Source organism: Hymenobacter koreensis, assembly GCF_039541855.1.
Taxonomy (GTDB): domain Bacteria; phylum Bacteroidota; class Bacteroidia; order Cytophagales; family Hymenobacteraceae; genus Solirubrum; species Solirubrum koreensis.
In genome coordinates, this window is sequence record NZ_BAABHA010000011.1 from 1 (window position 1) to 24925 (window position 24925).

The 24925-nt window shown below is 64.8% G+C and carries 18 protein-coding genes; 2 read left to right on the plus strand and 16 right to left on the minus strand.

Features of this window, described 5'->3' with window-relative positions:
* A partial coding sequence (locus ABD903_RS17440) for a Tn3 family transposase (RefSeq protein WP_345226444.1) occupies positions 1–2966 on the plus strand: 2966 nt, incomplete at its 5' end.
* Positions 2967–2995: 29 nt separating this feature from the next.
* On the opposite strand, the gene ABD903_RS17445 is transcribed toward ABD903_RS17440, so the two are convergent.
* The 6 genes from ABD903_RS17445 to ABD903_RS17470 form a co-directional block, all read right to left on the minus strand.
* On the minus strand, positions 2996–3307 hold the full coding sequence (locus ABD903_RS17445) for a hypothetical protein (protein WP_345226445.1): 312 nt from the start codon (positions 3305–3307) through the stop codon (positions 2996–2998).
* Between the two features lie 34 nt (positions 3308–3341).
* A complete protein-coding gene (locus ABD903_RS17450; RefSeq protein ID WP_345226447.1) occupies positions 3342–5819 on the minus strand; it encodes a TonB-dependent receptor domain-containing protein in 2478 nt (825 codons plus the stop codon).
* Positions 5800–7167, minus strand: coding sequence for an HTTM domain-containing protein (locus ABD903_RS17455; protein ID WP_345226449.1), 1368 nt, complete (start codon positions 7165–7167; stop codon positions 5800–5802). Before ABD903_RS17455 ends, ABD903_RS17450 begins: the two co-directional genes overlap by 20 nt.
* Complete coding sequence (locus ABD903_RS17460; RefSeq protein ID WP_345226451.1) at positions 7167–8279, minus strand: imelysin family protein; 1113 nt, start codon at positions 8277–8279, stop codon at positions 7167–7169. Before ABD903_RS17460 ends, ABD903_RS17455 begins: the two co-directional genes overlap by 1 nt.
* A 93-nt stretch (positions 8280–8372) precedes the next feature.
* A complete protein-coding gene (locus tag ABD903_RS17465; RefSeq protein ID WP_345226452.1) occupies positions 8373–9524 on the minus strand; it encodes a DUF4856 domain-containing protein in 1152 nt (383 codons plus the stop codon).
* A 151-nt stretch (positions 9525–9675) separates the two neighbouring features.
* Entirely contained in the window at positions 9676–10467 is a 792-nt protein-coding gene (locus ABD903_RS17470) for a murein L,D-transpeptidase catalytic domain family protein (protein WP_345226454.1), read from the minus strand.
* A gap of 329 nt (positions 10468–10796) precedes the next feature.
* Between ABD903_RS17470 and ABD903_RS17475 the strand changes: the two genes are divergently transcribed.
* Complete coding sequence (locus ABD903_RS17475) at positions 10797–11555, plus strand: MbnP family protein (RefSeq protein ID WP_345226456.1); 759 nt, start codon at positions 10797–10799, stop codon at positions 11553–11555.
* 238 nt (positions 11556–11793) lie between these two features.
* Here ABD903_RS17475 and lpdA read toward each other — a convergent pair whose 3' ends face one another.
* From lpdA to ABD903_RS17525, 10 genes are all read right to left on the minus strand, one after another.
* The gene (lpdA, locus tag ABD903_RS17480; protein WP_345226457.1) at positions 11794–13215 is read right to left on the minus strand and encodes a dihydrolipoyl dehydrogenase; all 1422 of its coding nucleotides are present in this window, start codon (positions 13213–13215) and stop codon (positions 11794–11796) included.
* 42 nt (positions 13216–13257) lie between these two features.
* Positions 13258–14154: a cation diffusion facilitator family transporter gene (locus ABD903_RS17485; RefSeq protein WP_111480554.1), complete on the minus strand. Its 897-nt coding sequence runs from the start codon at positions 14152–14154 to the stop codon at positions 13258–13260.
* 57 nt (positions 14155–14211) lie between these two features.
* Positions 14212–14661, minus strand: a complete 450-nt coding sequence (locus ABD903_RS17490) for an SRPBCC family protein (RefSeq protein WP_345226461.1) — start codon at positions 14659–14661, stop codon at positions 14212–14214.
* Positions 14662–14665: 4 nt separating this feature from the next.
* A complete protein-coding gene (locus tag ABD903_RS17495; protein WP_345226463.1) occupies positions 14666–16906 on the minus strand; it encodes a heavy metal translocating P-type ATPase in 2241 nt (746 codons plus the stop codon).
* 36 nt (positions 16907–16942) lie between these two features.
* On the minus strand, positions 16943–17554 hold the full coding sequence (locus ABD903_RS17500; RefSeq protein WP_345226464.1) for a hypothetical protein: 612 nt from the start codon (positions 17552–17554) through the stop codon (positions 16943–16945).
* 68 nt (positions 17555–17622) lie between these two features.
* Positions 17623–18057: a Fur family transcriptional regulator gene (locus ABD903_RS17505; protein WP_345226466.1), complete on the minus strand. Its 435-nt coding sequence runs from the start codon at positions 18055–18057 to the stop codon at positions 17623–17625.
* Positions 18058–18080: 23 nt separating this feature from the next.
* Positions 18081–18410 carry a YnfA family protein gene (locus tag ABD903_RS17510; protein WP_111480549.1) on the minus strand — a complete coding sequence of 110 codons (330 nt, stop codon included), beginning with the start codon at positions 18408–18410 and terminating at the stop codon, positions 18081–18083.
* A gap of 43 nt (positions 18411–18453) precedes the next feature.
* Positions 18454–19668 carry an efflux RND transporter periplasmic adaptor subunit gene (locus ABD903_RS17515; protein ID WP_345226471.1) on the minus strand — a complete coding sequence of 405 codons (1215 nt, stop codon included), beginning with the start codon at positions 19666–19668 and terminating at the stop codon, positions 18454–18456.
* A 22-nt stretch (positions 19669–19690) separates the two neighbouring features.
* Positions 19691–24094, minus strand: coding sequence for a CusA/CzcA family heavy metal efflux RND transporter (locus tag ABD903_RS17520; RefSeq protein WP_345226473.1), 4404 nt, complete (start codon positions 24092–24094; stop codon positions 19691–19693).
* 161 nt (positions 24095–24255) lie between these two features.
* A complete protein-coding gene (locus tag ABD903_RS17525) occupies positions 24256–24579 on the minus strand; it encodes a DUF6660 family protein (protein WP_345226475.1) in 324 nt (107 codons plus the stop codon).
* Positions 24580–24925: the final 346 nt, after the last annotated feature.

Consider the following 24925-nt stretch of genomic DNA (forward strand, 5'->3'; position numbering starts at 1 on the left):
CCCGGATGCTGACCCCGGCCAACCGCGTCGGGTTCCTCTTGCAGTGGGGCTACTTCCAGATTAGCCAGCGCTTCTACGTGGCCACCCGCTACCACGCGGCCGATATCGCCTATGTCGCCCAGCAGGTAGGCCTGGGGCCCGCCGACTTCGACCCGCTACGCTACGCCGATGCCCGGTACTACGCCCACCAGCAGCTCGTGTGCGAGCAACTGGGCATTGCGCGGTTCGACGCGGCAGCAGCCGACCGGCTCTACCAGGAAGCCGTGCGCCTGAGCAGCCAGCACCTCAAGCCGTCGGCGGTCTTCGACTACCTGGTGCTGTTTCTGCACGAGCACCGGCTGGAGCTGCCCACCTACAACACGCTGGCCGACCTGATCACGCGGGCCCTGCTCGCGTTTGAGAAACGGTTGCTCCACCGCTTGCAGCAGCACCTGCAGCCCGGCGAGCAGCGCTTGCTGGACCGGCTGCTGGCCGCCGACGACCCCGACGCCCGCGAGACGGACGCCGACCGCCGCTACCCGCTCACCTTTCTCAAGCGCATCCGCCAGGGCCTGCGGGCCGGGGAAATCCGCGAACGGGTCACCCATTTCGCCTCCCTGCGGCAGCTCTTTGAGCAGCTGCAGCCGCTCTGGCAGCGCCTGCGCCTCTCCGACCAGGCCATCACCTACTACGCCGAGTACGTGCTGCGGGCCCAGGCCGCGCAACTCTACCGCCGCGACGAGCGGCGCTACCTCTACCTGCTCAGCTTCGTGGTGCACCAGTACTACGAGTTGGGCGACGCCCTGGTCGATACGTTGCTGCACACCATGACCAGCGCCGCAAATCAATGCCGCGAGCAAGTCAAGGAGACGCTCTACCAGCAACGCACCGCCACGCAGCAGCTGACCAGCCAGGTCACGGGCCGGGGCTACCGGCACCTGCAGGCCCTGACCCAAATCCGCGCCCTGGTCGATGCCCCCGACGTACCGGCCGAGCAGAAGCTGGCCCGCATCGACGCGCTGCTGCAGCGCCACCAGGTCACGGCCGCGCAACTCAGCGAAGACCACCAGCACCTGGAGCAATTGCGCGTGGCCACCGAGCAGCAGGCCGGCGACGCCCTGTTTCACGAGGCGCTGGCCGCTGCCTCGTTGCGCCTGCAGGCCAAGCTCGGGGCGTTGGTCAAAGCCTTGGTCGTGGACGAGGCGACCAGCCGCGCCGACCTCTGGCGGGCCGTGCACTACTACCAGCAGCACGACGGGCACCTGGGCGCGCAGGTGCCGCTGGACTTTCTCTCGCTCACGCAACGCGCGTACGTGCTCGATGCGCAGGGCCGGCTGCGGACCTCCCTCTACAAAGCGCTATTGTTTCTGGAGATGGCCACGGCCGTCAAGTCCGGTCAACTCAACTTCACCTGCTGCTACCAGTACCGGGCCTTTGAGCACTACCTGCTGCCGGCCGCGCAGTGGGCCAAGCAGCGCGAGGCCTTGCTGGAGCAGGCGGGGCTGAGTGCCTGGCGCGATTTTGCCACGGTGCAGGCTACGCTCCAGGCGCAGCTGCAGGCCCAGTTTGCCGCCACGAACGCCCACCTGGGCGGGACCGACAACCCGCACGCGCACCGCACCCCGGCCGGGCGCTACCGCCTCACCACGCCCCGGCTGCCGGCCGAGCAACCGCGCCTGCCGGCCCACCTGTTTCCCCGCCACCGCGTGGTGCCCCTGCGCGAGGTGCTCACCAGCGTGGCCCGGCTCACCCAATTTGACACGGCCTTCGGCTCGCTGCCCAGCAAGCACGCCCGCACCCCGCCGCCCTTGTCGCAGCTGCTGGCCGCCCTGGTGGGGCTGGGCTGCAACCTGGGCCTGCGCCGCCTGGCCCAGGTCGCGCCCCAGGTGGACGAGACCGCCCTGCAGCGCCTGGCCAGCACCCATTTCACGCTCGACAACCTGCGCCAGGCCAACGAACTGATTCTAAACTTTACGCGCCAGCTGCGCCTGCGCGACGCCTTTCGGCTCTCCCCCGACGTGCTCCGCAGCAGCAGCGACGGGCAGAAATACGACCTGGCCGTGGACTCGCTTGGCGGCAGCGCCTCGTTCAAGTACTTCGGCAACCGCCGCGGCCTGACGGCCTACTCCTACGTGGACGAGACGCTGCTCGTCTTCGACTCGACCGTGTTCAGCGCCGCCGACCGCGAGGCCACGCACCTGCTGGATGGGCTGCTGCGCCACGCCGTGCGGCCCACCGACGTGCACAGCACCGACACGCACGGCTACACCGAAGTCATCTTCGCCGTGACCCGCATGCTGGGCATCGCCTACGAGCCGCGCATCCGCCAGCTCACCAACCAGCAGCTCTACAGCTGGGAGCCGGTGGCCGCCCATCGGCAGCTGGGGCAGACGCTGCTGCCCGACGCGCGCCTCGACCCCGAGCGCATCGCCCGGCACTGGGACGAGGTGCTGCGCCTGGTCGTCACCCTGAAGCTGCGCCACAGCGAGGCCTCGCGCCTGTTCGGCCGGCTCAACTCGTACGCCCGGCAGCACCCGCTCTACCGGGCCCTGAAGGAGCTGGGCCGGCTGGTCAAAACCGAATTCCTGCTGCGCTACGTCGACCAGGTCGAGCTGCGCCAGCGCATCCACAAGCAGCTCAACAAGGGCGAAAGCGCCCACCGGCTGGCCCACGCCGTCTGGCACGGGCGCAACCAGGAGTTTCACGCCGCTACCCGCTCCGAGCAACTGGTGGCCGAAACCTGCAAGCGCCTGCTGATGAACGCCATCGTCTGCTGGAATTACCTGCACCTTTCCCAGCACCTGGCCCGGCTACCGCCCGAACAGCAGGCCGCCACCCTGGCCACGCTCTCGCCATTCGCCGTGCTCTCCTACCGCCACCTGAACCTGCACGGCGAATACGACTTCTCCGACCAGCCCCTGCCGGCCGAAGCCCCGTTTGACATGGACCTGATTGCTGCCTGGCAGCCCCCAAGCAAACCCGCCTAGGCCCGAGTCGGAGGTTTTACCCTATTTGTTTAACAACACCCTAGGCGCGCCTGCAAGTGCTGCCACAGGGCTATCCAAGCGGGTGCCAGCACGGGCTTGCCCGCCGACACGTACGGGTCTGCCTCAAAGGCCAGCACGCCCGGCACTGTTTCGTGCAGCAGCTGGCTGCGCACAAGTCCCTGCAGCACCACGGGCCACGCGGCGGTCGGCACGCCGGGCACGGCCGCGGCTACAAACGCCCGCAGTTCCGGTTCCGGCAAGTAGTCGCGGCCGCGGAAGTGGCTGCGCAGCAGGGGCCAGGAGCGCAGCATGGACTCAAGGGGGGCGAGCGGAGAAGACATGCGGGCAGGGGCAAGCACCGGCAAAGGTACCCGACTACCACTTTACGGCTGCGGTTACAAAGAAGCTGCGCCCGTCCGAGGGCAGGATGCCGGGCCCGGGGTAGCCCGTGGCGCGGCGGGTGAAGTAGCGGGTGTTGGCCAGGTTGTTCACGCTGCCTTCCAGCTTGAGCCAGCGCCGCTCCCACGACACGGAAGCATCGAGTATCTGGTAGGCTGGTATCCGCCCAATGACTGCCAGGCTGGGGTCCGGGCGGGCGTCGTTCGGGCTGTTGGGGGCGTTGGTGGCCTCCGAATACTGGTCGGATAAGTAAGTGAACTGTACGGATGCTTTTAAGGGCCCAAAGCCGCTCTGCATTCCGGCTTTCAGATTGACGTTGGGCACAAACTCCACTTGCTTGCCCACCACTTCTTGATTCTTGCTCTGCGTGTAGCGGCTGCGTATCAGCGACACGTTGCCGAAGGCGGACCAGCGCCAGCGGCCCGGTTCGGCGCTCGGGCGCAGCACCTGCAGCACGTCGGCCTCGGCATACGACTCTACGCCCAGAATCAGGGCCCGGCCGATGTTGTCGCGGTAGCGAAACGGGCGGTCAAACCGGTCGTAGGTGCCGATTTCGCCGATGCGGTTGTTGTAGGCCAGGGCAAACAAGCTCACGTCGTAGGTCAGCCACTGGCCCTGCTCGCCGCGCAGCCCCAGGTCCGCCGAGTAACCGCGTTCGTCCTGCAGGTTGGGGTTGATGACGAGCGAGTTGTTGACGATCTGCATGTCGCCGAAAGTGATGGAGCGGTAGTTCTGCGTGGCGTTGGCGTAGAACTCGCGCTGCTCCACCGGCTTGTAGGAAGCTCCCAACCCCCCGATGACAAAAGAGCGCGTGCTCGTGCGCTGCTCGGCCGTGGTTTGCACGGCGGTGATGTTGCCGGCCAAGTCCCGCGACACGGTCTGGTAGGAGCCGTCCGCACAGGTACGGATGTACTCCAGGCGCAGACCGGGGGTAAGCGAAAAACGCTCCCCGAAATAGAAGATGTTCTCGGCGAAGGCGGCTGCGTTGTAGTTGGGAAAGCGGTAGTCCGACGAGGCCGACGGGGCGTTCAACCCTGCCCCCGGCTCCTCGAAGCGAAACTCCGCCCGGCGGCCGGCCGGGCCGGCACCCTGGAGGCTGTGGTTGTCGCCGCGGTAGAGGCGGGTGCCCACCAGCAATACGCCGCTGCGGGTGTTGCTTAAGCCGTAGCGGGTCAGAAAGCGAGCTTCCGCACCCGCGTTGCGGAAGTCGCCGGTGATGAGCTCGCGCTGCTGGGTGTCGGCATCGGGGCGCTCCACAAAGTTGGTGCGAAAGCCCAGGGCGTCGCGCGAAGCCAGCAGCCCGAACGTGGTCAAATTCAGGTTGGAGCGCGGGCTCAGCTTCCAGTCCGCCGAAAGATTGAACAGGTTCCAATCGACGGCAAACCAGTTGCGCGCCCGGTTGCTCTGCCGCGGGTTGTCGGCAAACTGCCGGTCGCTCAGCCCCCCCGGCTGCTGGGCCAAATAGTCCATGTGCGTGAGCTGGGCACCGATCTTGAAGTTCTCGGTGAACTGGTAGCGCAGGTCGGCGTAGGCCGTTTTGCTGGCAAACCCCGAGTTGGGCCGCCAGCCGTCCCCGCGCTTGTACTGGGCAAAGGCGTAGTAGCTGAGCTTCTTCACGGTGCCGCTCACGCTGTTAAACGAGTTGAAAAAGCCAAAGGAGCCCGCCGTCTGCCGCGACACCACCGACACGGTCTTGTCGGGTTCGGGCGTGCGCAACTCGAAGTTGAGCAGGCCGCCGAACTGGGTACCGTACTGCAGCGAAGCCGCCCCGCGCACGAGTTGGATGCGCTTGACGGCTTCAATGGGCGGGGTGTAGTAGCTCTCGGGGTAGCCCAGGGCATCGGCCGAGATGTCGTAGTTGTTTTGCCGCACGTTAAAGTTGCTGGTGCGGTTGGGGTCCAGGCCGCGGCCGCCGATGCTCAGCTGCAGACCGCCCTGGTCGCTTTCCCAGATGTTGAGCCCGGCCACCCGCGAGTATACCTGCCGGGCGTTGTTGGTGGCCAGGTTGGCCACTAGGTTGTCGGGCACGATGACCTCGGTTTTCTTGGCCGCAAAAATGGCCGTGCCTTCCACCTCGCGCAGACGCTGGGGGCCAAAGCGCGACTGGGGGGCCGCCACCACCACTTCCTGCAGCTGCCGCTCCCGGCGGGTCAGCGTGAACTCCTGTACGCTGCTTTCCGCTGTCACTTCAACTATAGCTTTGAAGGGTTCGTGGCCGATGGAGGAAAGCTGCAGCTGCTGCCGGCCGGGCGCGACCTTGGTCAAGGTAAAAAGGCCGGCCGAGTCGGTGCGGGCAATCAGGCGGGAGCCGCGTACGTACACCTCGCAGCCCACCACGGGCGCGTTGGTGCTGGCTTCGCGAACGCGGCCCTGCAGGCTCACTTGCTGGGCGATGGCGGAAAAGCCGGACAGCACACTTACGGCCAGGACGGCGCTAAAAACCGGTGATTTCATCGTCAAAAGGTAAAATCCAGGGCTTGGGCTGCAAGTCGTCTTTGACGCGGGCCAGGTCCACGGTGGGGTCGATAAAGCTTTTGCCCAGCCGCCCATTCAAGCTCACGTAGGCGTCGGCGTATACTTGGGGACGCTGCACCCCCTGCCCGGCGTAGTAGTCGCGCAGGTAATGGGCGAACTGCACCAGCATGTCGGGCTGGGTGCTCATCATCTTTTCCTGCAGCACGCTCAGGTGCGCGCGGTTGTCCACCTGCCGGATGCGGCCCGTCGCCCCGTCCACGACCTTGAACTGCACGTAGCCCATTTTCTCCATCAGCATCACCCGCCAAGAAAAGCGGTAGCCTTCCTCGGTCCAGAACAGCTCGTGGGGGTAGAGTAGGTAGCGGAAAGGCAAGACCAGCTGCACGGCAAAGAACACACCCAGGGTCAGCAGCAGTAGCTGCCGGCGGGCCGGGCCGTAGCGCAACGGCGTGGGGGAAAAGAGGGCCGTGGGGGACGAGCGCAGCAGCCCGCGCAACCGCTGCAGCACCCGCTCGTGCCACGCGCCCGGAAAGAACACCAGTGCCGCGACCATCATCACGTAGGGAAACATGCCGATGGGAAAGAGCACTGCCGTCAGCACGTGAAACACCACCACGGTAACGTAGGCCCAGGGCCGGGTGCGGCGGTAAAGCAAAAAGAAGGGCACCGTCAAATCATACAAGGCCCCAAACCAGCTGAAGGCATACGCCACCCATACCTGCCCCAGCAACGGGCCAATCAGCGGCAAGTCGTTTTTGGCTGGCAGCCAGATGCGCAGCGGCATGGCTTCCACCAGCCAGTCGGAGTTGAGCTTGGCCAGACCCGCGTACACGTAGACGATGCCCATGAGCAGGCGCAGCGCGTCTACCGTCCAGCGCGGCACCTCGCTGCGCCAGCGAGCGGGGTGCCGGTGCGTGTCGAGGGCAAAGTAGCGCCCGGCGGGCAGCAGGGCTAGCAGCAGCGCCGCCAGACTCACGAAATAGTAGTGGTTCAGGTAAGTGCTTTTGTCCATGAGCTCGATGTAGGTGAAGCTCACAAACAAGCCCAGGGCCGCCGTGCGGTACCAGTTGCCGATGGTTACCAGCAAGGCGCACAGCCCGCAGAAAGCAAACAGCCCGTAGGTGTAGCCGCCCAGGGGGCGCACCCACTCGAACCCATAATACGGGAAGAAGAACTTGGGCTGCAGGTAGAGCTCGTCTATCCAACCCTTGGCCCAGAAACGCACCACGCTGGCCAGCACCAGTAGGCCAAAGGCCATCCGGAACGTAGCCAGCGGGGCAGCTGGGGTGTAGGCGTGGAGGTAGCGCTGCAGCCGGCGGCTCTGCATTAGTCGCCGTCGTTGTCCACGTAGGTCACGGTCACGCTCAGGGCGGAGGTCATGTCGACCTTAATCAGGCGCACCGCCTTCTGCATCTCATTGTAAGATGCCACCGCGTCGGCATTGCGCGCCGTGATGGTGGCGTGCAAGTCGGGGCCGAGCGAGGCCAGCTGCTGGGCCGATACCCCAAACTGGGCGTTGATGATGCTGGTCAGGCTCTGGCCCGTGCGGCTGTCCTTGGCCCCCAGCGCATCCAGGTAGCTTTTTAGCGAGGGCTGGCCCGTACGGCCGGTGAAAAATTGCTGCACCGCGGCGTGAGCAGTGGTGGCCAGCTGCAGGGGCAGCGCGCCGCGCTGGTAGTAGGCTTCGATTTTGTCGGGCAGCGGCGCGCCGGTCATGGCCCCGGCCGGAATACCGATTTTGCCGGCCCGCAGGTAGCGCTCGTAGTACAAGGAATAAGCGTTGATGACCCGCGACAAGGACGAACTGGCGTCGGTGCCAGCGTTGTTGATGAAAGTGTCGCGGTAGGAGCCGTTCCACTGCGCGTACACCGTGCCGAAGGTCTGCTCCATCTTAGCCACCACGTCGGTCAGGTAACGGCGGTGATTAGCCGAGGAAGCGTATCGCTGCGCAATGGCCGCGTCGCCCGAGGCCACGCCGTTGAGCAGGTAATCCAAGGTCGGGAAACCCTGCTGGGGAATGGCGGTCGACAGCTCGAAGTCATACGAGCCGCTGGTGATGTTGCGGTTGATGCCCGTCACATCGGCCGGGTAGATGTTGAAGTGGTTGCGCAAGCTCACCTGCTCGGCGGGGCCGAACTCGTAGAGTTCTACCTTTTGCCATTCCACGTACGCGGCCTGCCAAGCCTGGCGCAGCTCTTCAAGCGTCGCCGGAGCGGGGGCGGCCGTAAACGCCGTGGTCTTGGCCTTGAGAACTACCAGCTTGTCGTTGAAGCGCTGATAAGCGGGCTTTACCAGGCTGTCGGCCCAGTGCGTGAGCAAGGCTTTGCGGTCAGGCTCCGTGCTGGGCTCGGGTGAATCGCCGGCGGGGTCTTTCCGGCAGCTGAACATGCCAACGGTGAGCAACAGCAGCGTCAGAGCAAACAGAAGGGACTTTTTCATGAAAAGCTGATTTCGTAGCGAAGGCCAACCCGCCTGGCAGCGGGGCTGACAAACGGGTTGGCCTAACGGTTTCGCCGGGTGGGCAGTTCCGGGTTACTGCAAATTGAACTTGGCTTTGATGGCGTTGATGGCCACGTCGGCTTGGGCGTTGGTCAGGCTCCAAGCGCCGTTGGTGCCGGCGGTCAAGGGATTCAGGACCCCATCGGAGAAAGCCGCGTCGGCGCCGTACTTGGTGCAGAATCGCAGCGAGTAGATAAAGCCAAGGCCTTCACCCAACGCGTGGGCTTTAACGGCCGGGTCCGAAGCCGCTTTCCAGTTGCTCAGGTACGACACGGCCGAGAGGGCAATGGTCTTTTCCAGCTCGGTTCGGATGATGGCGGCCTGGGCCTGCACGCCGGCGGCGTCGTTGTTGACGATGGCCGCGCGGCCCTTCAGAAAGGCCAGGTACACGCCGGGCGAAGCCGGGCCGTTCTTCTCGTTGAGGTAACCGGCCAGGAACCGCTCGCGGGGCGTCAGGCTGATGTCCGTGGTCATGATGGGGTTGCTCGTGAGGTAGCCGTACGCCAAATCCCAATTGTGCTCCAACTCCGAATACGCTTTGCCGTCCACCACTTTGCTGTTGTTGGCTTTCAGTGCGTTGTCGGTGAGCAACACGTTGCCAATCTGGTCAAGCAGCAGGGCGCCAAGGAGCGACTTGGCAATAACTTGATTCACTTCAATGCCTTTCTCGTCCACCAGGTAACGGCCGATGCGCCCGGCGGTGCCGGGGGCAGCCACTTGGTTAACCGACTGGCTGGCGGTGGCCAGCTTGGTGATTTGCCCATCGATGTAGGTGCGCACGGCCTCGGCCGGCGTGCCAGTGAGGGAAGCGGCCGTGGTGGCGCGCAGCGACAAGCCCGAGCCGTTCAGGCCAGCGCCGGTAAAGTAGCCGCCCGTGTTGGCGTACATACCGCGGAGCTTGGCTACGTCCAGGGTCTGTGGGGCGGCCGGCGGCGCCACCGCTACCAACGACATGTAAGTGTTAAACTCCGTGAACATGTCCAGCCGCTGGTTCGACGTACCCAGGTCTACCGTGCTCTGACCGCTGGCATCCTTGAAGGACTCGGTGTAGCGCGAGGTAGCCGTTAGGGTGCTGGCGTCCATCTTGGCGCGCAGGGTCGGCGCGGCTTCGTTGTCGTTCTTATCGCAGGATGCGAAACCAAAAGCAAGTGCAAGCAGCGCGACCGAAGCGTATTTAAAGGTCATGGGGTTGGGTGTGGAGCGAATGATAAGGCAAAGGTATTAGCTTATCTGTAATCATTCCAAATAGACTGAAAAGTTTTTTAGAACGCTTCTAAATGACTCAGGGTCGAGCCCTATAATTGGACGGGAGCGTTCTGCTGGAAAGCGCTGTCCCTCAGGCAGCCGGGAAGTACGCGGCGCTGGCTTTTTGCTCGTCTAAATACGGGGAGCTGTAACCGGCCTCGGACTTGTGCATAAAAAGTCCCGCGCCACCTTTTAGGCTGTCGATAATGGGCTCATACAGGTCCAGGGGCAAAGCCGGGCACCCTTGGCTGCGTCCCAGGCGCCCGGTTTGCTTAATGAAGTTTTCGCTGACGTAGTCCGCTCCGTGTACCACGATGGCGCGGGCCGCCGCGTTGGAATTAAACCCCTCGTCTAAGCCGCTAAGTCGCAGGGAGCGGCCGTGCTTGCCCACGTACGCCTCGCCGGCCACGTAGAAGCCCAAGCTGCTCATGTGACTGTTTACGGTGTTGGAGAAATGAGAGGCTTGCAATTGCCCGGATTGATTGCCGTGGGCCACCAGCGTACGATAGAGCACTTGGTTGGCGGAAACATCAAGCACCCACAGCCGCTTTTCGGTGGAAGGCAAGTCAAAGTCCACAATGGCCAGCCGCTGCCTAGGCACCAAGCCTTGCTGGCGTAGGTTTAGGTACCCGGTCATGGCTTGCTCGAACACCGCAAAACGCAAGCCCTGGGCCGCGTCCCCCAGCGCCCGGTAATGCTGGCGCAGCTGTGCATCCAAGCGCGGCACGTGCCCGGCCGAGTCCGGAAGTACGACCGGACGAGATGCCGAGGCAGAAACGGGCGTTTGCCTGGTAACCGGCTGCCGGCAGCCCACCAGCAGAAGGGTTATGAGGGTGAAGAAGGGCAGCGGCCAGCGCCGTCGTGAAATACGGGAAAGAGCCATGTGATCCGACAAGTAAATACGCCTCATGCGTCGGGCTGCTAATTCAAAAAGCACACCAAAGTAGGTGTGGCGACAGCCGTACCTCCTTGGAATAACCGCGCCGGATGTTAGACTTCCAGCACCGTTTACTCCGCCGACCCTTGCCTGGGTGTTTTGTCGCTCACGCGCAGGCCGCAGGCCTTGCGGCTGACGAAACTGCGAGCAACAGGCATAGCAGGACAAACAACGGCGCGTCGAGACCTGCAGGACCACCGCGTGAACTTCGGTCTTCCCGCATGAAAAGCGTAATTTGCCTGTTAATCAAGCTTCCACCCGCTGCCCACCCATCAATGATGTTCCCTCTTTTTAAGAATCGCTTTGCCCTCCTGCTAGCAGCCACGCTGGCCGGCTGTGGCAGTGCCGGCACGGAGCCTACGCCGCAGCCGGACGGCGGGCTCGTCGTGGAGTTGCAACACGTGGTGGGCAATGTGCCGCTGGCGCTGCACGAACGGTTTACCACGGAGGCCGCCGAGCCGTTCGTGCTCAGCCGCTTTGATTACTACCTCTCCAACCTGCAGCTGCGCCGGTCGGATGGCAGCCACTACGCACAGCCGGAGAGCTACCATCTAATCAAGGAAAGTGACCCCGCCAGCATGCGGCTTCCTCTCTTGGACGTGCCGCCCGGAGACTACACTCATCTGGTTATGACCGTCGGCGTGGACAGCGCCCGGAACGTGGCCGGTGCTCAAACAGGGGCCCTAGACCCCTTGAACGGCATGTTCTGGACCTGGAACTCGGGGTATATCTTTCTCAAAGCCGAGGGCTACGCGCCGCAGCCGGGCAGCACGAACCTGCCGTTCGCCCTGCACGTGGGGGGCTTTCAGGGGCAGGACAATTCCATCCGCCGCGTTGTGTTGCCGCTGCCGGGCGGCAGTGTTCAAGTCCGCAAGGGAATCGAGTCAGTGTTGCACGTGCAGGCCGACATACGCAAACTGTTTGCCGGCCCCCGACCCGTCGTCATGACGCAAGTAAACACGGCGGCCAGTACGCAGGTTGCTGATAATGTCGCCGCCGGCATGTTCCGCGCCGACGACCTGCATCAGCGCTGAAAGCAGATTGGCCACGTGCGAGACAAATCATTGGTTACCGCATTGCCCTATTGGTGATGTACGGAAAACACGATTCCGGCGGTCAACTCACCAATGAAGCGGCGTACGGTGGCCGCCTTGGGCGCTACATGACCCAAATGCCGCTCCTGTTCAGGGCCGCAGCGGGTATCGACTTGAGGACTCTTACTTGCATAACGATTGAATTACCATGCAGAGCTAATTTTGTCGACGTGCGGCGTTACATGTTTAGGGCCCCGACGCCGGCCGCGTTCAAGCAAGCTTCCTTGAAAGCTTCGGCGTAGGTAGGATGGGCGTGCGACATCATACCCACGTCCTCGGCCGCGGCGCGGAAGTGCATGACCCCCACGGCTTCGGCGATGATGTCGGCAATACGGGGCCCAATCATGTGTACGCCCAGGATTTCGTCGGTTTGCGCGTCGGTGAGCACCTTTACCAATCCCTCGGTGTCGCTCCCGGCCACGGCCCGGCCCGAAGCCGAATACGGGAAGGAGCCCGCTTTGTACGCTCGGCCCAGTTCCTGGAGTTGCTCTTCGGTGTAGCCCACGCCGGCCACTTCGGGCCAGGTATAGACCACGCCGGGGATGAGCAGGTAATTGAGGTGGGGCTTCTGACCGGCAATGCGCTCGGCGACGAACACGCCTTCGTCGGAGGCCTTGTGCGCCAGCATGGCGCCGCGCACCACATCGCCGATGGCCCAGATGCCGGGCACCGTCGTTTGGAGGTCCTCGTCGACTTTTACCCGCCCTTTCTCGTCCAGTTCCACCCCCGCCGCAGCTACGTTCAGCCCGTCGGTATAGGGGCGACGGCCTACCGAGACCAGGCAGTAGTCGCCCGCCAGTTGCAGGTCGGCCCCGCCGGCGGCCGGGGAGGCCGTCAGCTTCACGGTTGCTCCCTCGCGCGTCACGGCCGTGACCTTATGCGACAGGTAGAACTCCAGGCCCTGCTTTTTCAGGGAACGCAGCAGCTCCTTGCCCAGGGTGCGGTCCATGGTGGGAATGATGGCGTCGGTGTATTCCACCACCGACACCTTGCTGCCGAGGCGGGCGTACACCGAGCCCAACTCTAGGCCGATGACGCCGCCGCCCACGATAATCAGGTGCTGGGGCAACTCGCGCAGGGCCAGTGCCTCGGTGCTGGTGATGACGCGCTCCTTGTCCAGGGTGATGAAGGGCAGGCTGCTGGGCTTGGAGCCGGTAGCAATGATGATGTTCTTGGCCGTGAGTTGCTGCGGTTCCCCATTGCCCCCTTCCGCGGGCACGACCTGTACGGTAGCGGCGTCCACAAACGAGGCCACGCCGTGAATGACGTCCACTTTGTTTTTCCTCATTAGGAACACCACCCCGTCGCACACCTTTTTCACCACTTGGTCTTTGCGCGCCATCAAGCGGGGCAAATCGGCCCGCAGGTTATCGGCGTCGATGCCGTGCGCCGCAAACTGCTCCGTGGCCTTGTGGTAGAGTTCGGTGGATTCGAGAACCGCCTTGCTGGGAATGCAGCCCACGTTGAGGCAGGTGCCGCCCAGGGTGGGGTACTTTTCGATGAGGGCGGTTTTGAGGCCCAGCTGTCCGCAGCGCACGGCCGCAATGTAGCCGCCGGGGCCGGAGCCGATGATGAGAACGTCGTAAGCAGTAGCGGGCATGAACCGGAGCCAGTTAAAGGTGGGAAAGCAACCAGAAAGGTTTTACAAGTGGGTTTCGTGCTGGGCAAAGCCGCCGCGCTCCACCTGAATGGTGGCGTGCTGGATGGCAAACTTACTGGTCACGTAGGCGTGGGTTCGCGCCAGCACCTCGTCGTGCTGGGCCCCCTCGGCGAGCACCACGTGGGCGCTGAAGGCGTTAACGCCGGAGGTAAGCGACCAGGCGTGCAGGTCGTGCACGGCTGCCACCCCCGGCTCGGCCAGTAGGCCCTGGCGCAGGGTTTCCAGGTTTACCTCGGCCGGAGTCCCTTCCAGCAGCACGCCCACCGCTTCCTTGAGCAGCGTCCAGGTGCGGGGCAGAATGAACAGGCCGATGCCGGCCGAAAGCAGCGGGTCGGCGTAGTACCAGCCGGTGGTGAGCATGATGACGCCCGCCGCAATAACGCCGATGGAGGTGAGCATGTCCGAGAGCACTTCGAAGTAGGCGCCCTTCATGTTCAGGCTTTCGCTTTTGCCCTGGCGCAACAGGTACATGCAATACAGGTTGATGAGCAAGCCTACGCCGGCGACCCACAACATGCTGGTGCTTTCTACCTGGGGCGGGTCGAGAAAGCGGAAATAGGCTTCGTAGAGGATGTAGAGCGAAATCAGGATGAGCACCACCGCGTTGGTGAGCGCGGCCAGAATCTCGAAGCGGTAATAACCGTAGGTACGCTCGGGTGTGGCGGGCTTTTCGGCGAAGCGGATGGCCAACAGGGCCAGACCCACGCCGGCCACGTCGGTGAGCATGTGGCCGGCATCGGCCAGCAGGGCCAGACTGCCGGTCCAGAACCCGCCCACGACTTCAGCCACCAGGTAGGTTAGGGTTAGGAAAAACACAATGGTTAATTGCCGCTTGTTGCGTCCGGCGGCGCTGCCGCTCATGCCGTGGCTACTGCTCATGGGGTGTTGGGTAAAGAAGGGATATTACTTACTGCCATTCGGATGCGGCGCAACCCATCAAAAGGCAAGCTCGCGGCGCACGAGCCGTACCCACCGCCGCTGGCGCCACCAGTAGAACCCGGCGGCAAAGCCCGCTACCAGCGGCGTCAACAAGCCCGCATCAATGCTGACCTCGTCGGTATACACGGTTTGCCCGGCACCCAGTGGCCGCAGGGTGATGCGGTGGTCCCACACGCGGGCCAGCGGGCCGTGGCCGTTGTCGCGCAGCCGGTAACGGGCGGCATCCTGCGAAATCACAATCCACTGCGTGCCCAGGGGCAACCAGCCGCCCAGATACAGGCGCACCAGGTATTTGCCGTCCTGCCACGTTTGCGGCAGCTGCCGGGGTGCTACGGGCCGAAAGCGCAGCACGGGCCAGGCCACGTAAAACAGCAACCGGGGCTGGATAACGGCCTGCCAGACCTGCTCCGGTGGGCAGTTTAGCACAGTCGAGCGGTGGATGCGCACGCGCCTAGCGGGGGTGGGGTCCTTGACGCAGTTCCTCGGGCATTTTTTCTACCACCGACTTGTTTGCCGGGCGGGGGATGGTTACCGGGGGCACCGCAGCCAGCGGGGCGCCGCCCGGGGCCGGCGTGGCGTAGTCCATGCGCTGGATGCGCACCGCGTTGAGAATGGCCAGCAGGGCCACGCCCACGTCGGCAAACACGGCTTCCCACATGGTGGCCAGGCCCCCGGCGCCGAGGATGAGCACGATGCCCTTCACGATAAAGGCCAACCAGATGTTTTGCCACACCACCGTGTGTGTGGCGCGGGCAATGCGCCGGGCGGTGGCAATTTTGCTGGGGTGGTCGGTCTGAATCACCACGTCGGCGGTTTCGATGGTGGCGTCGGAGCCCAGGCCGCCCATGGCAATGCCCACATCGGCCAATGCCACCACGGGGGCATCGTTTACGCCGTCGCCCACAAAGGCCAGCTTGCGGCCCGCGTCCTTGTACTGCTGCACGTAGCGGGCCTTGTCTTCGGGCAGCAGGCCCCCGTGGGCCTCGTCGATGCCCAACTCCTTGGCCACGCGCTGGGTGATGCTGTCCTTGTCGCCGGAGAGCATGACCAGCTTGGTGATGCCGTCGGCCCGCAGCTCCTGCACCGTACGAACGGCGTCTTCCTTCGGCGCGTCGGCCACGGTCAGGTAACCGGCGTACTGGCCATCCACCGCCGCCACCACGATGCTGTCCACCACTTGGTCTACTTCAGGCGGGTAGGCCACGCTGAACTTGGTGAGCAGCTTGGTGTTGCCGGCCAGCACGTCGCGCCCGTCTACGCGGCCGCGCATGCCGTGGCCACTGATTTCCTCCACGTTTTCCACGGGTACCCCGACCGCGGCGGCGCCCGCGTGGAGCACGACGGCCTTGGCAATGGGATGGGTGGACTTGGTTTCGAGCGCGCCGACGAGGCGCAAGAGTTGCGGGGCATCAAGGCCGGCGGCCGTTTGCACCTGCTGCACGGCAAACACGCCCTGGGTGAGCGTGCCGGTCTTGTCCATGACCACCGTGTCGAGCTCGCGCATCTGGTCCAGGAAGTTGGAGCCCTTGAACAGGATGCCGTTTTTGGACGCCGCGCCGATGCCGCCGAAGTAGCCCAGCGGGATGCTGATGACCAGCGCGCAGGGGCAGGAAATGACCAGGAACACCAACGCCCGGTAGAGCCAGGTGCGAAACACGTAGTCGTCGACTACGAAAGCGGGCACCACTACTAACAGTACGGCCAGGGCCACCACGATGGGCGTGTAGACCTTGGCAAACTTGGTGATGAACTGCTGGGTCTTGGCTTTGCGGCCCACCGCGTCCTGCACCATGGCCAGGATTTTGGCCAGCTTGGTGTCCTGGTAGCCGGCCGTGACGGCCACCTGAATCAAAGATTCTAGGTTGACCATGCCGGCCAGCACCACGTCGCCAGCCTGCTTGGTCTGGGGCACGGACTCCCCGGTGAGGGCGGCCGTGTTAAACGACGCCGGGCCTTTGGTTAGCGTGCCGTCCAGGGCCACTTTCTCGCCGGGCTTGACCTCGATGGTGTCGCCAATCACCACCTGTTTGGGGTCCAGCACCAGCGGTTGCCCGTTGCGGATAACGGTGACTTCAGTGGCTTGGATTTCCAGCAGGGCACGGATGCTGCGCTTGGCGCGGTTCACGGCCGCGTCCTGGAACAGCTCGCCCACGGTGTAGAACAGCATCACAGCCACCCCTTCCGGGTACTCGCCGATGGCAAAGGCCCCGACAGTGGCGATGCTCATGAGCAGGAATTCGTTGAACACGTTACCCGAGGGGATGCTCTGGATGGCCGAGCGGATGACTTTCCAGCCCACCAGCAGGTAGGACACGCCGTACCAGAGCAGGCGCACGTACCCGGTAAACCAAGCTGCATCGTAGTAATCCAGGGCAATGCCGCCCAGCAGTAGCGCCAGGCTTACGCCGGGCCACAGGTACGGGTTGGCCCCCGCCGGGCCGTGGTCGTGGCCCCCGTCGCCGTGGTCGTGGCCGGCGTGAGCGTCGGCGGCGTTGCCGGCCAGGTCCACGACTTGTTTGCCGGCGGGGTGGTTGTGGCCGCGGTGGTCGTGGCCGGGCACGTCGTGGCCTTCGGGATTGGCGGCGGCCTCGGGGGTGAGCTGCCCGCGGGTCAGGGCGCCCACGTTTTCGAGCTGCACCTGCTTGGCGGTGTTCAGCTCCTCGTCGGTGTTCTGGGATGAAGGGTCAGGCATGAAAAGGCAAGTTTGAGCGTGAGAAAAGAGCACCGGTTACCAGTGCACGAAAAAGCCAGCCAGGCCCACCAGCACGAGCACCGCGCCGGTAACGCGGCGCTCGTGCCGGGCCAGCCGGTTAAAATTTAGCCGGCGAATACCGGTGTAGGCTGCGGCCACCAGCAGGCTCATGGCCGACACCGATACGAGCGTATACGTCGCCATGACCAGGGCCAAGGCCAGCGCGCCGCGGGCGCCGGCAGCCATGAAGAAGGTTTGGACTTCCACGCACGGCGCCAGAAACATGGTAGCGGCCAGGCCGAGGACGACCCGGCTGCGGGGCCGAACGGCAACCGGCCCCGGGTCGGGGTGGGTATGGCCCGGGCCGGAAAGGGCGTAGGCCATCCCGATGCCGATGAGCAGCAGCGGTGCTACCCAGCCGGTAAACTCTTGGAAGCGGGCCGCAAGCTTCCAGCCCAGCAGGCCCAGCGCCAGGCCCAGCAACAGGGTGCTGAGCACGTGCGCCAGGCCTGCGGCTAGCGTTACTCCCGCCGCCCGCCGCAGCGTCCACTGCTCGGCCCGCGCCACGGCCAGCACCGGCGCCCAGTGGTTGGGTATGGCGGCGTGAAGCAAGCTTAGCACAAGGGCACCGGTGAGCAAATCAAACATGGGCGGAAAGTGTCAGGTCAGGCACTGCCGGGTACGAGGGCAAACCTCGGCTGCTGGGCAATGCAATGCTATTGCATTGTTTCGGCAGCGGCGGCGCACCGCTCGCACAGGCCTTTCATCACCAGGCTGGTTTCCTGCACCTGGTAGGTGCTTGGCAAGGAAATGGGTGGTACGGCCACCGCGAGCAGGCAGCTGGTCTCGCGGCAGCGGGTGCAGAAGAAGTGCGCGTGCAGGTCCTGGTGGTGCTCCGGCGTGCAAGCCGGGTCACACAGGGCGTATTTAACCGCACCGCTGCCGCCCTCGACGCGGTGCACCAATCCTCGGTCGGTAAAGGTTTTCAGGGTGCGGTGCATCGTAATGCGGTCCGCGTGCCCCAACTGCTGCTCCACGTCGGCCAGGCTCAACGCGGCCGCCTGCCGGCGCAGCACGTCCAACACCAGCAGGCGCATGGGGGTGGGCGTGATCTGCTTGGCGAGTAAGGTGTTTTCCTGCGGGTGGGCCATACAAGTAAGCTAGAGAAGAGTAATCAGGAACGGGGCCAGAACAGGATGACTCCCAGGCCCAGCAGCATGATGGCCCCGCCTAACACGTCAAACCGGTCGGGCCGGAAGCCGTCGAAGTACCAGGCCCAGCCCACGGACATGAGGACAAACACGCCGCCGTACACGGCGTAGGTTTTGCCAAAAGAGGTGGGCTGCCACGTGGCCACCCAGCCGTATACCACGAGCAGCAGCGCCCCCAGCAGCCCCGTCCAGCCGGGGCGGTCCGCTTTCAGCCACTGCCACATCAGGTAGCCGCCGCCAATTTCGCACAGGCCGGCCAGCACAAACAGGGCCAAGGGTTGGAGGTAGCTCATGGTTCGGGGAAGATGGATACCGGAGGATGAGAGGCTGGATGCCTCAATGGCCTTCCTCTTCGGCATTTTTCATTTTGGCCAGCAGGGAATAAGCGCCGTCCGTCACGAAGGTGGTCGAGGCCGGCACGGACTCGGGCAAAGTAACTTCGGTGTAGCCGTCCTCGCTGCGGCCCGGCGTGACGGGCACCATGCGGAAGCGGCCGGCCGCTTCCACGGCGTAGGCGTAATACTTGCCTTCGAAGCGCACCAGGGCCGCGTCGGGCAAGGCCGCCGCGTCGGTGCGGCCGGTTTCGATGAGGGCCCGCACGTAGAGACCGGGCAGCAGGGCCGGGTCGTTTTCCTGGTCGAGGTGGCCGTGCACGCGCACGGTGCGGTCTTCGCCGATGGCTTTGCCCACCAAATACACGCGAGCCGTCCGCTCGCGGCGGGTGCCGGTGGAGTCGCTGGCCAGGGTGAAGCGGATCAGCTGCCCGTTTTGTACCCGGGCCACGTCGCGCTCGAACACCGTCAGCTCCACGTGCAGGTGCTCGGGGTCCACGATTTCAAACAAGGGCTCGGTGGCCGTTACGCTTTGGCCCACCGTCACGTTGACGGCGCGCACAAAGCCGGTCCGCGGGGCGCGCAGCGTGGCCGTGGGGGTAATAGCCCCGCCCACAGGTAGCCCGGCGATGCGCAGCTGCGCAGCCTGGGCGCTGGTTTGTACCTGCAGGGCTTCCACCTCGGCTTGGGCGCGCTGGAAGTTTTTGAGCGGGGCCACTTCCTGCTGGTAAAGCTCCCGCTGCCGGGCCAGCTCGGCGTTGGCAAACTTGAGGCGGCTGCGCAGCTCCAGGTACTCTTTCTGCAGGGTTACGAACTCGGGGTTGCGGATGACAGCGAGTGCCTCGCCCTTACGCACCCGGGTGCCTTGCAGCAGCTCGGTGCTCTGCACATAGCCACCCAGCGGGGCGGTGATGGAAACGGCGCTTTCCGGCGGCACGTCCAGCGTGCCGTTCACGGCCAGCCCGGCCCCCATCGGGCGGGTGGTCAGGGTGCCGGTTTTCAGGCCACCGGCCTGCTGCTCGGCGGGGGATAAGGTAACCACGTCGGTGGCTTCTTCCCCTTCGTGGGCTTCCCCACCGGCCGCCCCTGCTTCACCGGCATGCTCCCCGGCTTCGGTGGTGGCCTCGGCGTGGTCGGCGTCGACAGTTTCGTTTTGTTCTTTGCTGCAGCCGGCCAAGGTCAGGCTCAGCAGCAGCGCCAGGGTTGCTATGTTTTTCATGGTTGATGCGTCGCAAGCGGGGTTATTGGGCCGTACCGAGCAGGTAGTCCAGGTCGATAACGGTTTGGTTGTGCTGGAGCAGGGCGTCGAGGTAGGCCGTGCGCACGCCTAGGGCGCGCTCCAGGTTGAGCAGCAGCTCGGAGTAGGTGGTTTCGCCGGCCTTGTAAGCGAGCTGGCTCAGCCGCACAATAGTCGCGGCCTGGGGCAGAGCGGTCTGCTCGTAGAACTGCACCCGCCGCTGTTGCTCTTGCAGGCGCGCGCGCAGCTCGTCGAGTTGGGCAGCCGCCTCGGCCTGGTAACGCTGGTAGTTGGCCGAGGCAACCTGCTCCTGCAGCTTGGCGGCCTGCACGCGGGCGCGCTGGGCCCCGCGCAGCAGCGGAATGGCCACGCCGGCCTGCACGCTCTGGAACCGGTCCCCGGTGCCGTAGGCCTGGGTCTGTCCGTCCACCTCATAAGTGCCGCGCAGGGTCTGGTTGGTGTAGCCCACGTTTACCTGGGGCAAGCCCTGGGCCTGCTCGACCCGGGTTTCGGCTCGCCGCTCGGCGATTTGTTGCTGCAGCGTCCGCGCCTGGGGCGTCGCGGCCAAACGGCCGGTGTCGGGTAGAGCCACCGGAGCGGCCAAAGCCTGCAGCGTGCTGTCGGCCACCGTAACGGGCTGGGCAACCTGCAGCAGGGCTTGGAGCTGCCGTTGCGCCACCGCCAAATCGGTCCGGGCCTGCGCCAGCAGGTTCTGGGTTTCGCCCTGCTGGATGATGGCGTTGGCTGGCTCCAACCGGTTTACCTCCCCGGTTTTGAAGCGCAGCTGGGCAGAGCGTAGGAACTCGGCGTAGATGCTGTCCTGCCCGCGCAAGGTGCGCAGCCGGTGCCGGGCGTGCACGGCCTGCTCGTAGCTGCGGCGCACCTGCCGGCGCAGCTCGGCCTGCACCTGCGCCAACTGCTGCTCGCGGGTGGCAATCTGCGCCTGGCTCAGGCCCGCCTGGGCCCGGTAGTAGCCCGGCAAGGCCAGCGACTGGCCGATGCTGAGCACGTTGTCGGAAAGCGGGGAGTTTACTTGTCCGTAGTTGCCCAGGATGGTGGTGCGGCCCACGTCGAAAGCGGTGCGGCGCAGGGCCTGTTGGGCTTCCAGGGAGCGTTGCGCGGCCTGCACCGTGCCGTTGGCTTGCAAGGCCTGGCCGACCGCCTGGTTGGCGGTCAGCGGCGCCTGCGCCCGGGCAGCCGGAGTGCTGAGAAGCCCGCCGAGCACCAGCAGTACCAGTAAGGCCGTGGGCACGACCGGGCGAGGCTGGGGTTCCGGCTCCGTCCGGGGTTTGGCATTGCGCTCCGAAAGGGCGTAGAGCACCGGCAGCACCAGCAGGGTCAGTAGGGTAGCCGTGACCAGTCCGCCGATGACCACCGTGGCCAGGGGACGTTGCACCTCGGCACCCGCCGACTGCGACAGGGCCATGGGCAAAAAGCCCAGCGAGGCCACGGTGGCCGTCATCAGCACCGGGCGCAGGCGCACCTGCGTACCTTCCAGGATGCGCTGGTAGAGGTCCTGGTGGCCCTCGGCCTTGAGCTGGTTGAAGTAGCCGATGAGCACGATGCCGTTGAGCACGGCCACGCCGAAGAGGGCAATGAAGCCCACCCCCGCCGAGATGCTAAACGGCATGTCCCGCAGCCAGAGGGCCAGCACCCCGCCGATGGCCGAAAGCGGGATGGCCGTGAAAATCAGCACCGATTGCTTCAGGGAGCCAAAGGTGAAATACAGCAAGGTAAAAATAAGCCCCAGGGCCACCGGCACAGCGATGCCCAGGCGCTGGCTGGCTTCGCGCAGGTTCTCGAACTGGCCGCCGTAGGTGGTGTAGTAGCCCGGGGCGAACTTGATTTGCTGCTCTACCCGGCCCTGCAGCTCGGTGACGACGCTTTCCACGTCGCGGCCCCGCACGTTGAAGGCCACGGAAATGCGGCGCTTGGCGTCGTCGCGCTGAATCTGGTTGGGGCCTTCCTGCAGGTTGACCGCGGCCACCTGCTCCAGCGGGATTTGCTCGCCGGCCGGGGTGGCAATGAGCAGTTGCCGCACTTGGTTGATGTTCTGGCGCAGCTCGGGGGCTAGGCGCAGCACCACGTCGAAGCGCCGCTCCTGCTCGAATAGCTGCCCGGCGCTCTGGCCGGCAAAGGCCGTTTGCACCGTGCGGTTCACGTCCTCGGCGTTGAGGCCGAAGCGGGCCAGGCGGTTGCGGTCCAGCTTGACCACGATTTGGGGCAGGCCGGTGACCTGCTCCACGTACACGTCTTCGGCGCCTTCCACCCGCCGCACCAGGCGGGCGGCCTGCTCGGCATACGAGGCGAGCTGCAGCAGGTCTTCCCCGTAGATTTTGAGCACCACGTCCTGCTTGGCGCCGGAAATCAGTTCGTTGAAGCGCATCTGGATGGGCTGCTGGAAGCCAAACGTCACGCCCGGAATAACGCTCAGCGCTTCGGCCATTTTCTCGGCCAGCTCCTCGCGGTTGCTGGCCGAGGTCCACTTGTCCGGATCTTTTTCCAGGATGACCATCACGTCAGCCGCTTCCACCGGCATGGGGTCGGTGGGAATTTCGGCCGCGCCGATTTTGGCCACGACTTCCTGCACTTCGGGAAACCGCTGTTTGAGGATGGCGCCCGCCTGCAGGCTCCGGTCCACGGTGTAGCTCAGCGAGGAGCCGGTGAGCGTGCGCAACTCCACGGCAAAGTCGCCTTCCGAGAGTTGGGGAATGAATTCCCCGCCCAGGGTGCGAAACAGCAGCACGGAGCCTGCAAAGAGAACAACCGCCGAAGCGAGCACCACCGCCTTGCGCCGCAGCGCCCACTCCAACACGGGCCGGTAGCGGGCTTCGAGCCAGCCCATCATGCGGTCCGAGAAGTTGGGTTTGTGCGCAGTGTTGCGGCTCAAAGCCAGCGCCGACATCATGGGCACGTAGGTGAGCGAGAGGATAAAGGCGCCGACGATGGCAAAGGCCACGGTCTGGGCCATGGGCCGGAACATCTTGCCCTCGATGCCGACCAGGGCCAGCAGCGGCAGGTACACGATAAGAATGATGATTTCGCCAAAGGCCGCCGAAGAGCGGATTTTGGAGGCCGCCGTGTAGGTTTCCGCGTTCATCTGCTCGGTGCTGAGGCGGTTGCCCGGAACCTGCAGCTGCCCGCCGTGCAGGCGGTGCACGATGGCTTCGACGATGATGACGGCGCCGTCCACCACCAGGCCGAAGTCAATGGCCCCGAGCGAGAGCAGGTTGCCCGACACGCCGAACAGGCGCATCATGGCGATGGCAAAAAGCATGGCCAGCGGGATGACCGAAGCCACGACCAAGCCCGCCCGCCAGTTGCCCAGGAAGAGCACCAGCACGAAGAGTACGATCAGGGCGCCCTCAATCAGGTTGGTTTTGACGGTGCCGATGGCGCGGCCCACCAGTTCGGAGCGGTCCAGGTACACGTCGATGGTCACGCCCTCCGGCAAGGACTTGCGTACGGTTTCCATGCGCGCTTTCACGTCCTGGATAACGTCGTTGGCGTTGGCGCCCTTGAGCATGAGCACGATGCCCCCGGTGACTTCGCCTTCCCCGTTGCGGGTCATGGCACCGTAACGCACGGCCGAGCCCAGGCGCACGTCGGCCACGTCGCGCACCAGCACGGGCAGGCCGCCCTGGGTATTGCGCACGACGATGTTGCCCAGATCGGCGGCGTTCTCGGCCAAGCCTTCGGTGCGGATGAAGTAGGCGGTGGGCTTCTGGTCGAGGTAGGCCCCGCCGGCGTTCTGGTTGTTGCGCGACACGGCTTGAAAGACTTGGTCTACCGTCACGTTCAACGAGCGCAGGCGGGCCGGGTCCAGGGCAATTTCGTACTGCTTGAGCAAGCCTCCGAAGCTGGCCACGTCGGCTACGCCGGGCGTGCCCAGCAACTGGCGGCGCACAATCCAGTCCTGAATCGTGCGCAGCTCGCGGGCGTTGTACTTTTTCTCGAAGCCCGGCTTGGCGCGCACCAGATACTGGTAGATTTCGCCCAGGCCGGTGGTCACGGGCGCCAGCTCGGGCCGGCCGATGCCGTCGGGAATCTGGCTTTCGGCTTCGCGCAAGCGCTCGGCCACCTGCTGGCGGGCCCAATAGATGTCCACGTCGTCCTCGAAAACGATGGTGACCACCGAGAGGCCAAAGCGCGAGAACGAGCGCACCTCCTCGCGGTTGGGAATGGTAGCCAGGCTTTGTTCAATGGGAAAGGAGACGAGCCGCTCGATGTCGCCGGCGGCCAGCGAGGGAGCCACGGTGTAGACGACGACCTGGTTGGTGGTGATGTCGGGCACCGCGTCAATCGGCAGCCGGCTCAGGGAGTAGCCGCCCCAGGCCACCAGGGCCAGGGTCAGTATTCCAATGATGAGCTTGTTGTGAATGGAGAAATGGATGAGCCGGTCAAACATGCTGGCTGGGTAAGGCTAGAAATCCTGGGAAAGGGGGCCGCTCGGAGCGCCGGCGCGCTCGGTACGAGCCACGGCCGGGACGCGCAAAGGCGTCACGCATCCACGGGGGCGGGCACAGCAGCGTGCCCGCCCCCGCGAACGGAGCCGGTTGGAACAGGAAACTAGGCTTGGGGAGGCTGCCAGATGCTGCCGCTCCGTTCAGGAACGGGCGGGGGCGTGAGCCGGGCAAAGCGCGGTGCCGCCGCATACGCACCCCCTTGGGCAGGAAGCGCTACGACGGACCCCGAAGGCAAGGAGGTGCCGGCGCAGCAGTGGCACTGGCAGAGGGGCGAACACCAATCCGCTACGCCGTGGTCCGCCGTGTTGTGTTGCGGGGCCTCCACGTAGGTTTGCACGCCGTCAGCCGGCGTCGGCACCTCATCGGCACAGGGCAGGCAGGCCAGAATGGCCAGGTACAGCGCAAAAAAGACGGAAAAGAAGCGCATGGCGTGCGTTCGGAACGGTGCAAACATACGCAGCCGGCGGAGAAAGGATGTGCTTAAAGCACAATTCGCTGTTTTCTCGCACCACGACGGGCCGCACCCATCCGAGCCCTACCCGGACGGGGTATGACAAGCCCCCCGCGGCGAAGGCGCGGGGGGCTGCACGCCGTAACAACCGCTTGGTTGTGGGAATTGGTTTCGCTGGACTGGGTAGCGGCCGGGTACGCCTGCCCCCAAGTTTACACGCGGGCCCGCCCGCTGCAGCAGTCCGACGGTGGCAGCTCGGGGTTGGTTAAACCAAGCAAGAAAGAGAAAGAGCAGCAGGCCCCTGGCCAGAGGCGTTAGCTAA

Excerpts from the sequence above, each read along its gene's own strand:
- ABD903_RS17445 (WP_345226445.1), bottom strand. The coding sequence starts at position 3,307 with ATGTCTTCTCCGCTCGCCCCCCTTGAGTCCATGCTGCGCTCCTGGCCC.
- ABD903_RS17450 (WP_345226447.1), bottom strand. The coding sequence starts at position 5,819 with ATGAAATCACCGGTTTTTAGCGCCGTCCTGGCCGTAAGTGTGCTGTCC.
- ABD903_RS17455 (WP_345226449.1), bottom strand. The coding sequence starts at position 7,167 with ATGCAGAGCCGCCGGCTGCAGCGCTACCTCCACGCCTACACCCCAGCT.
- ABD903_RS17460 (WP_345226451.1), bottom strand. The coding sequence starts at position 8,279 with ATGAAAAAGTCCCTTCTGTTTGCTCTGACGCTGCTGTTGCTCACCGTT.
- ABD903_RS17465 (WP_345226452.1), bottom strand. The coding sequence starts at position 9,524 with ATGACCTTTAAATACGCTTCGGTCGCGCTGCTTGCACTTGCTTTTGGT.
- ABD903_RS17470 (WP_345226454.1), bottom strand. The coding sequence starts at position 10,467 with ATGGCTCTTTCCCGTATTTCACGACGGCGCTGGCCGCTGCCCTTCTTC.
- ABD903_RS17475 (WP_345226456.1), top strand. The coding sequence starts at position 10,797 with ATGATGTTCCCTCTTTTTAAGAATCGCTTTGCCCTCCTGCTAGCAGCC.
- lpdA (WP_345226457.1), bottom strand. The coding sequence starts at position 13,215 with ATGCCCGCTACTGCTTACGACGTTCTCATCATCGGCTCCGGCCCCGGC.
- ABD903_RS17485 (WP_111480554.1), bottom strand. The coding sequence starts at position 14,154 with ATGAGCAGTAGCCACGGCATGAGCGGCAGCGCCGCCGGACGCAACAAG.
- ABD903_RS17495 (WP_345226463.1), bottom strand. The coding sequence starts at position 16,906 with ATGCCTGACCCTTCATCCCAGAACACCGACGAGGAGCTGAACACCGCC.
- ABD903_RS17500 (WP_345226464.1), bottom strand. The coding sequence starts at position 17,554 with ATGTTTGATTTGCTCACCGGTGCCCTTGTGCTAAGCTTGCTTCACGCC.
- ABD903_RS17505 (WP_345226466.1), bottom strand. The coding sequence starts at position 18,057 with ATGGCCCACCCGCAGGAAAACACCTTACTCGCCAAGCAGATCACGCCC.
- ABD903_RS17510 (WP_111480549.1), bottom strand. The coding sequence starts at position 18,410 with ATGAGCTACCTCCAACCCTTGGCCCTGTTTGTGCTGGCCGGCCTGTGC.
- ABD903_RS17515 (WP_345226471.1), bottom strand. The coding sequence starts at position 19,668 with ATGAAAAACATAGCAACCCTGGCGCTGCTGCTGAGCCTGACCTTGGCC.
- ABD903_RS17520 (WP_345226473.1), bottom strand. The coding sequence starts at position 24,094 with ATGTTTGACCGGCTCATCCATTTCTCCATTCACAACAAGCTCATCATT.
- ABD903_RS17525 (WP_345226475.1), bottom strand. The coding sequence starts at position 24,579 with ATGCGCTTCTTTTCCGTCTTTTTTGCGCTGTACCTGGCCATTCTGGCC.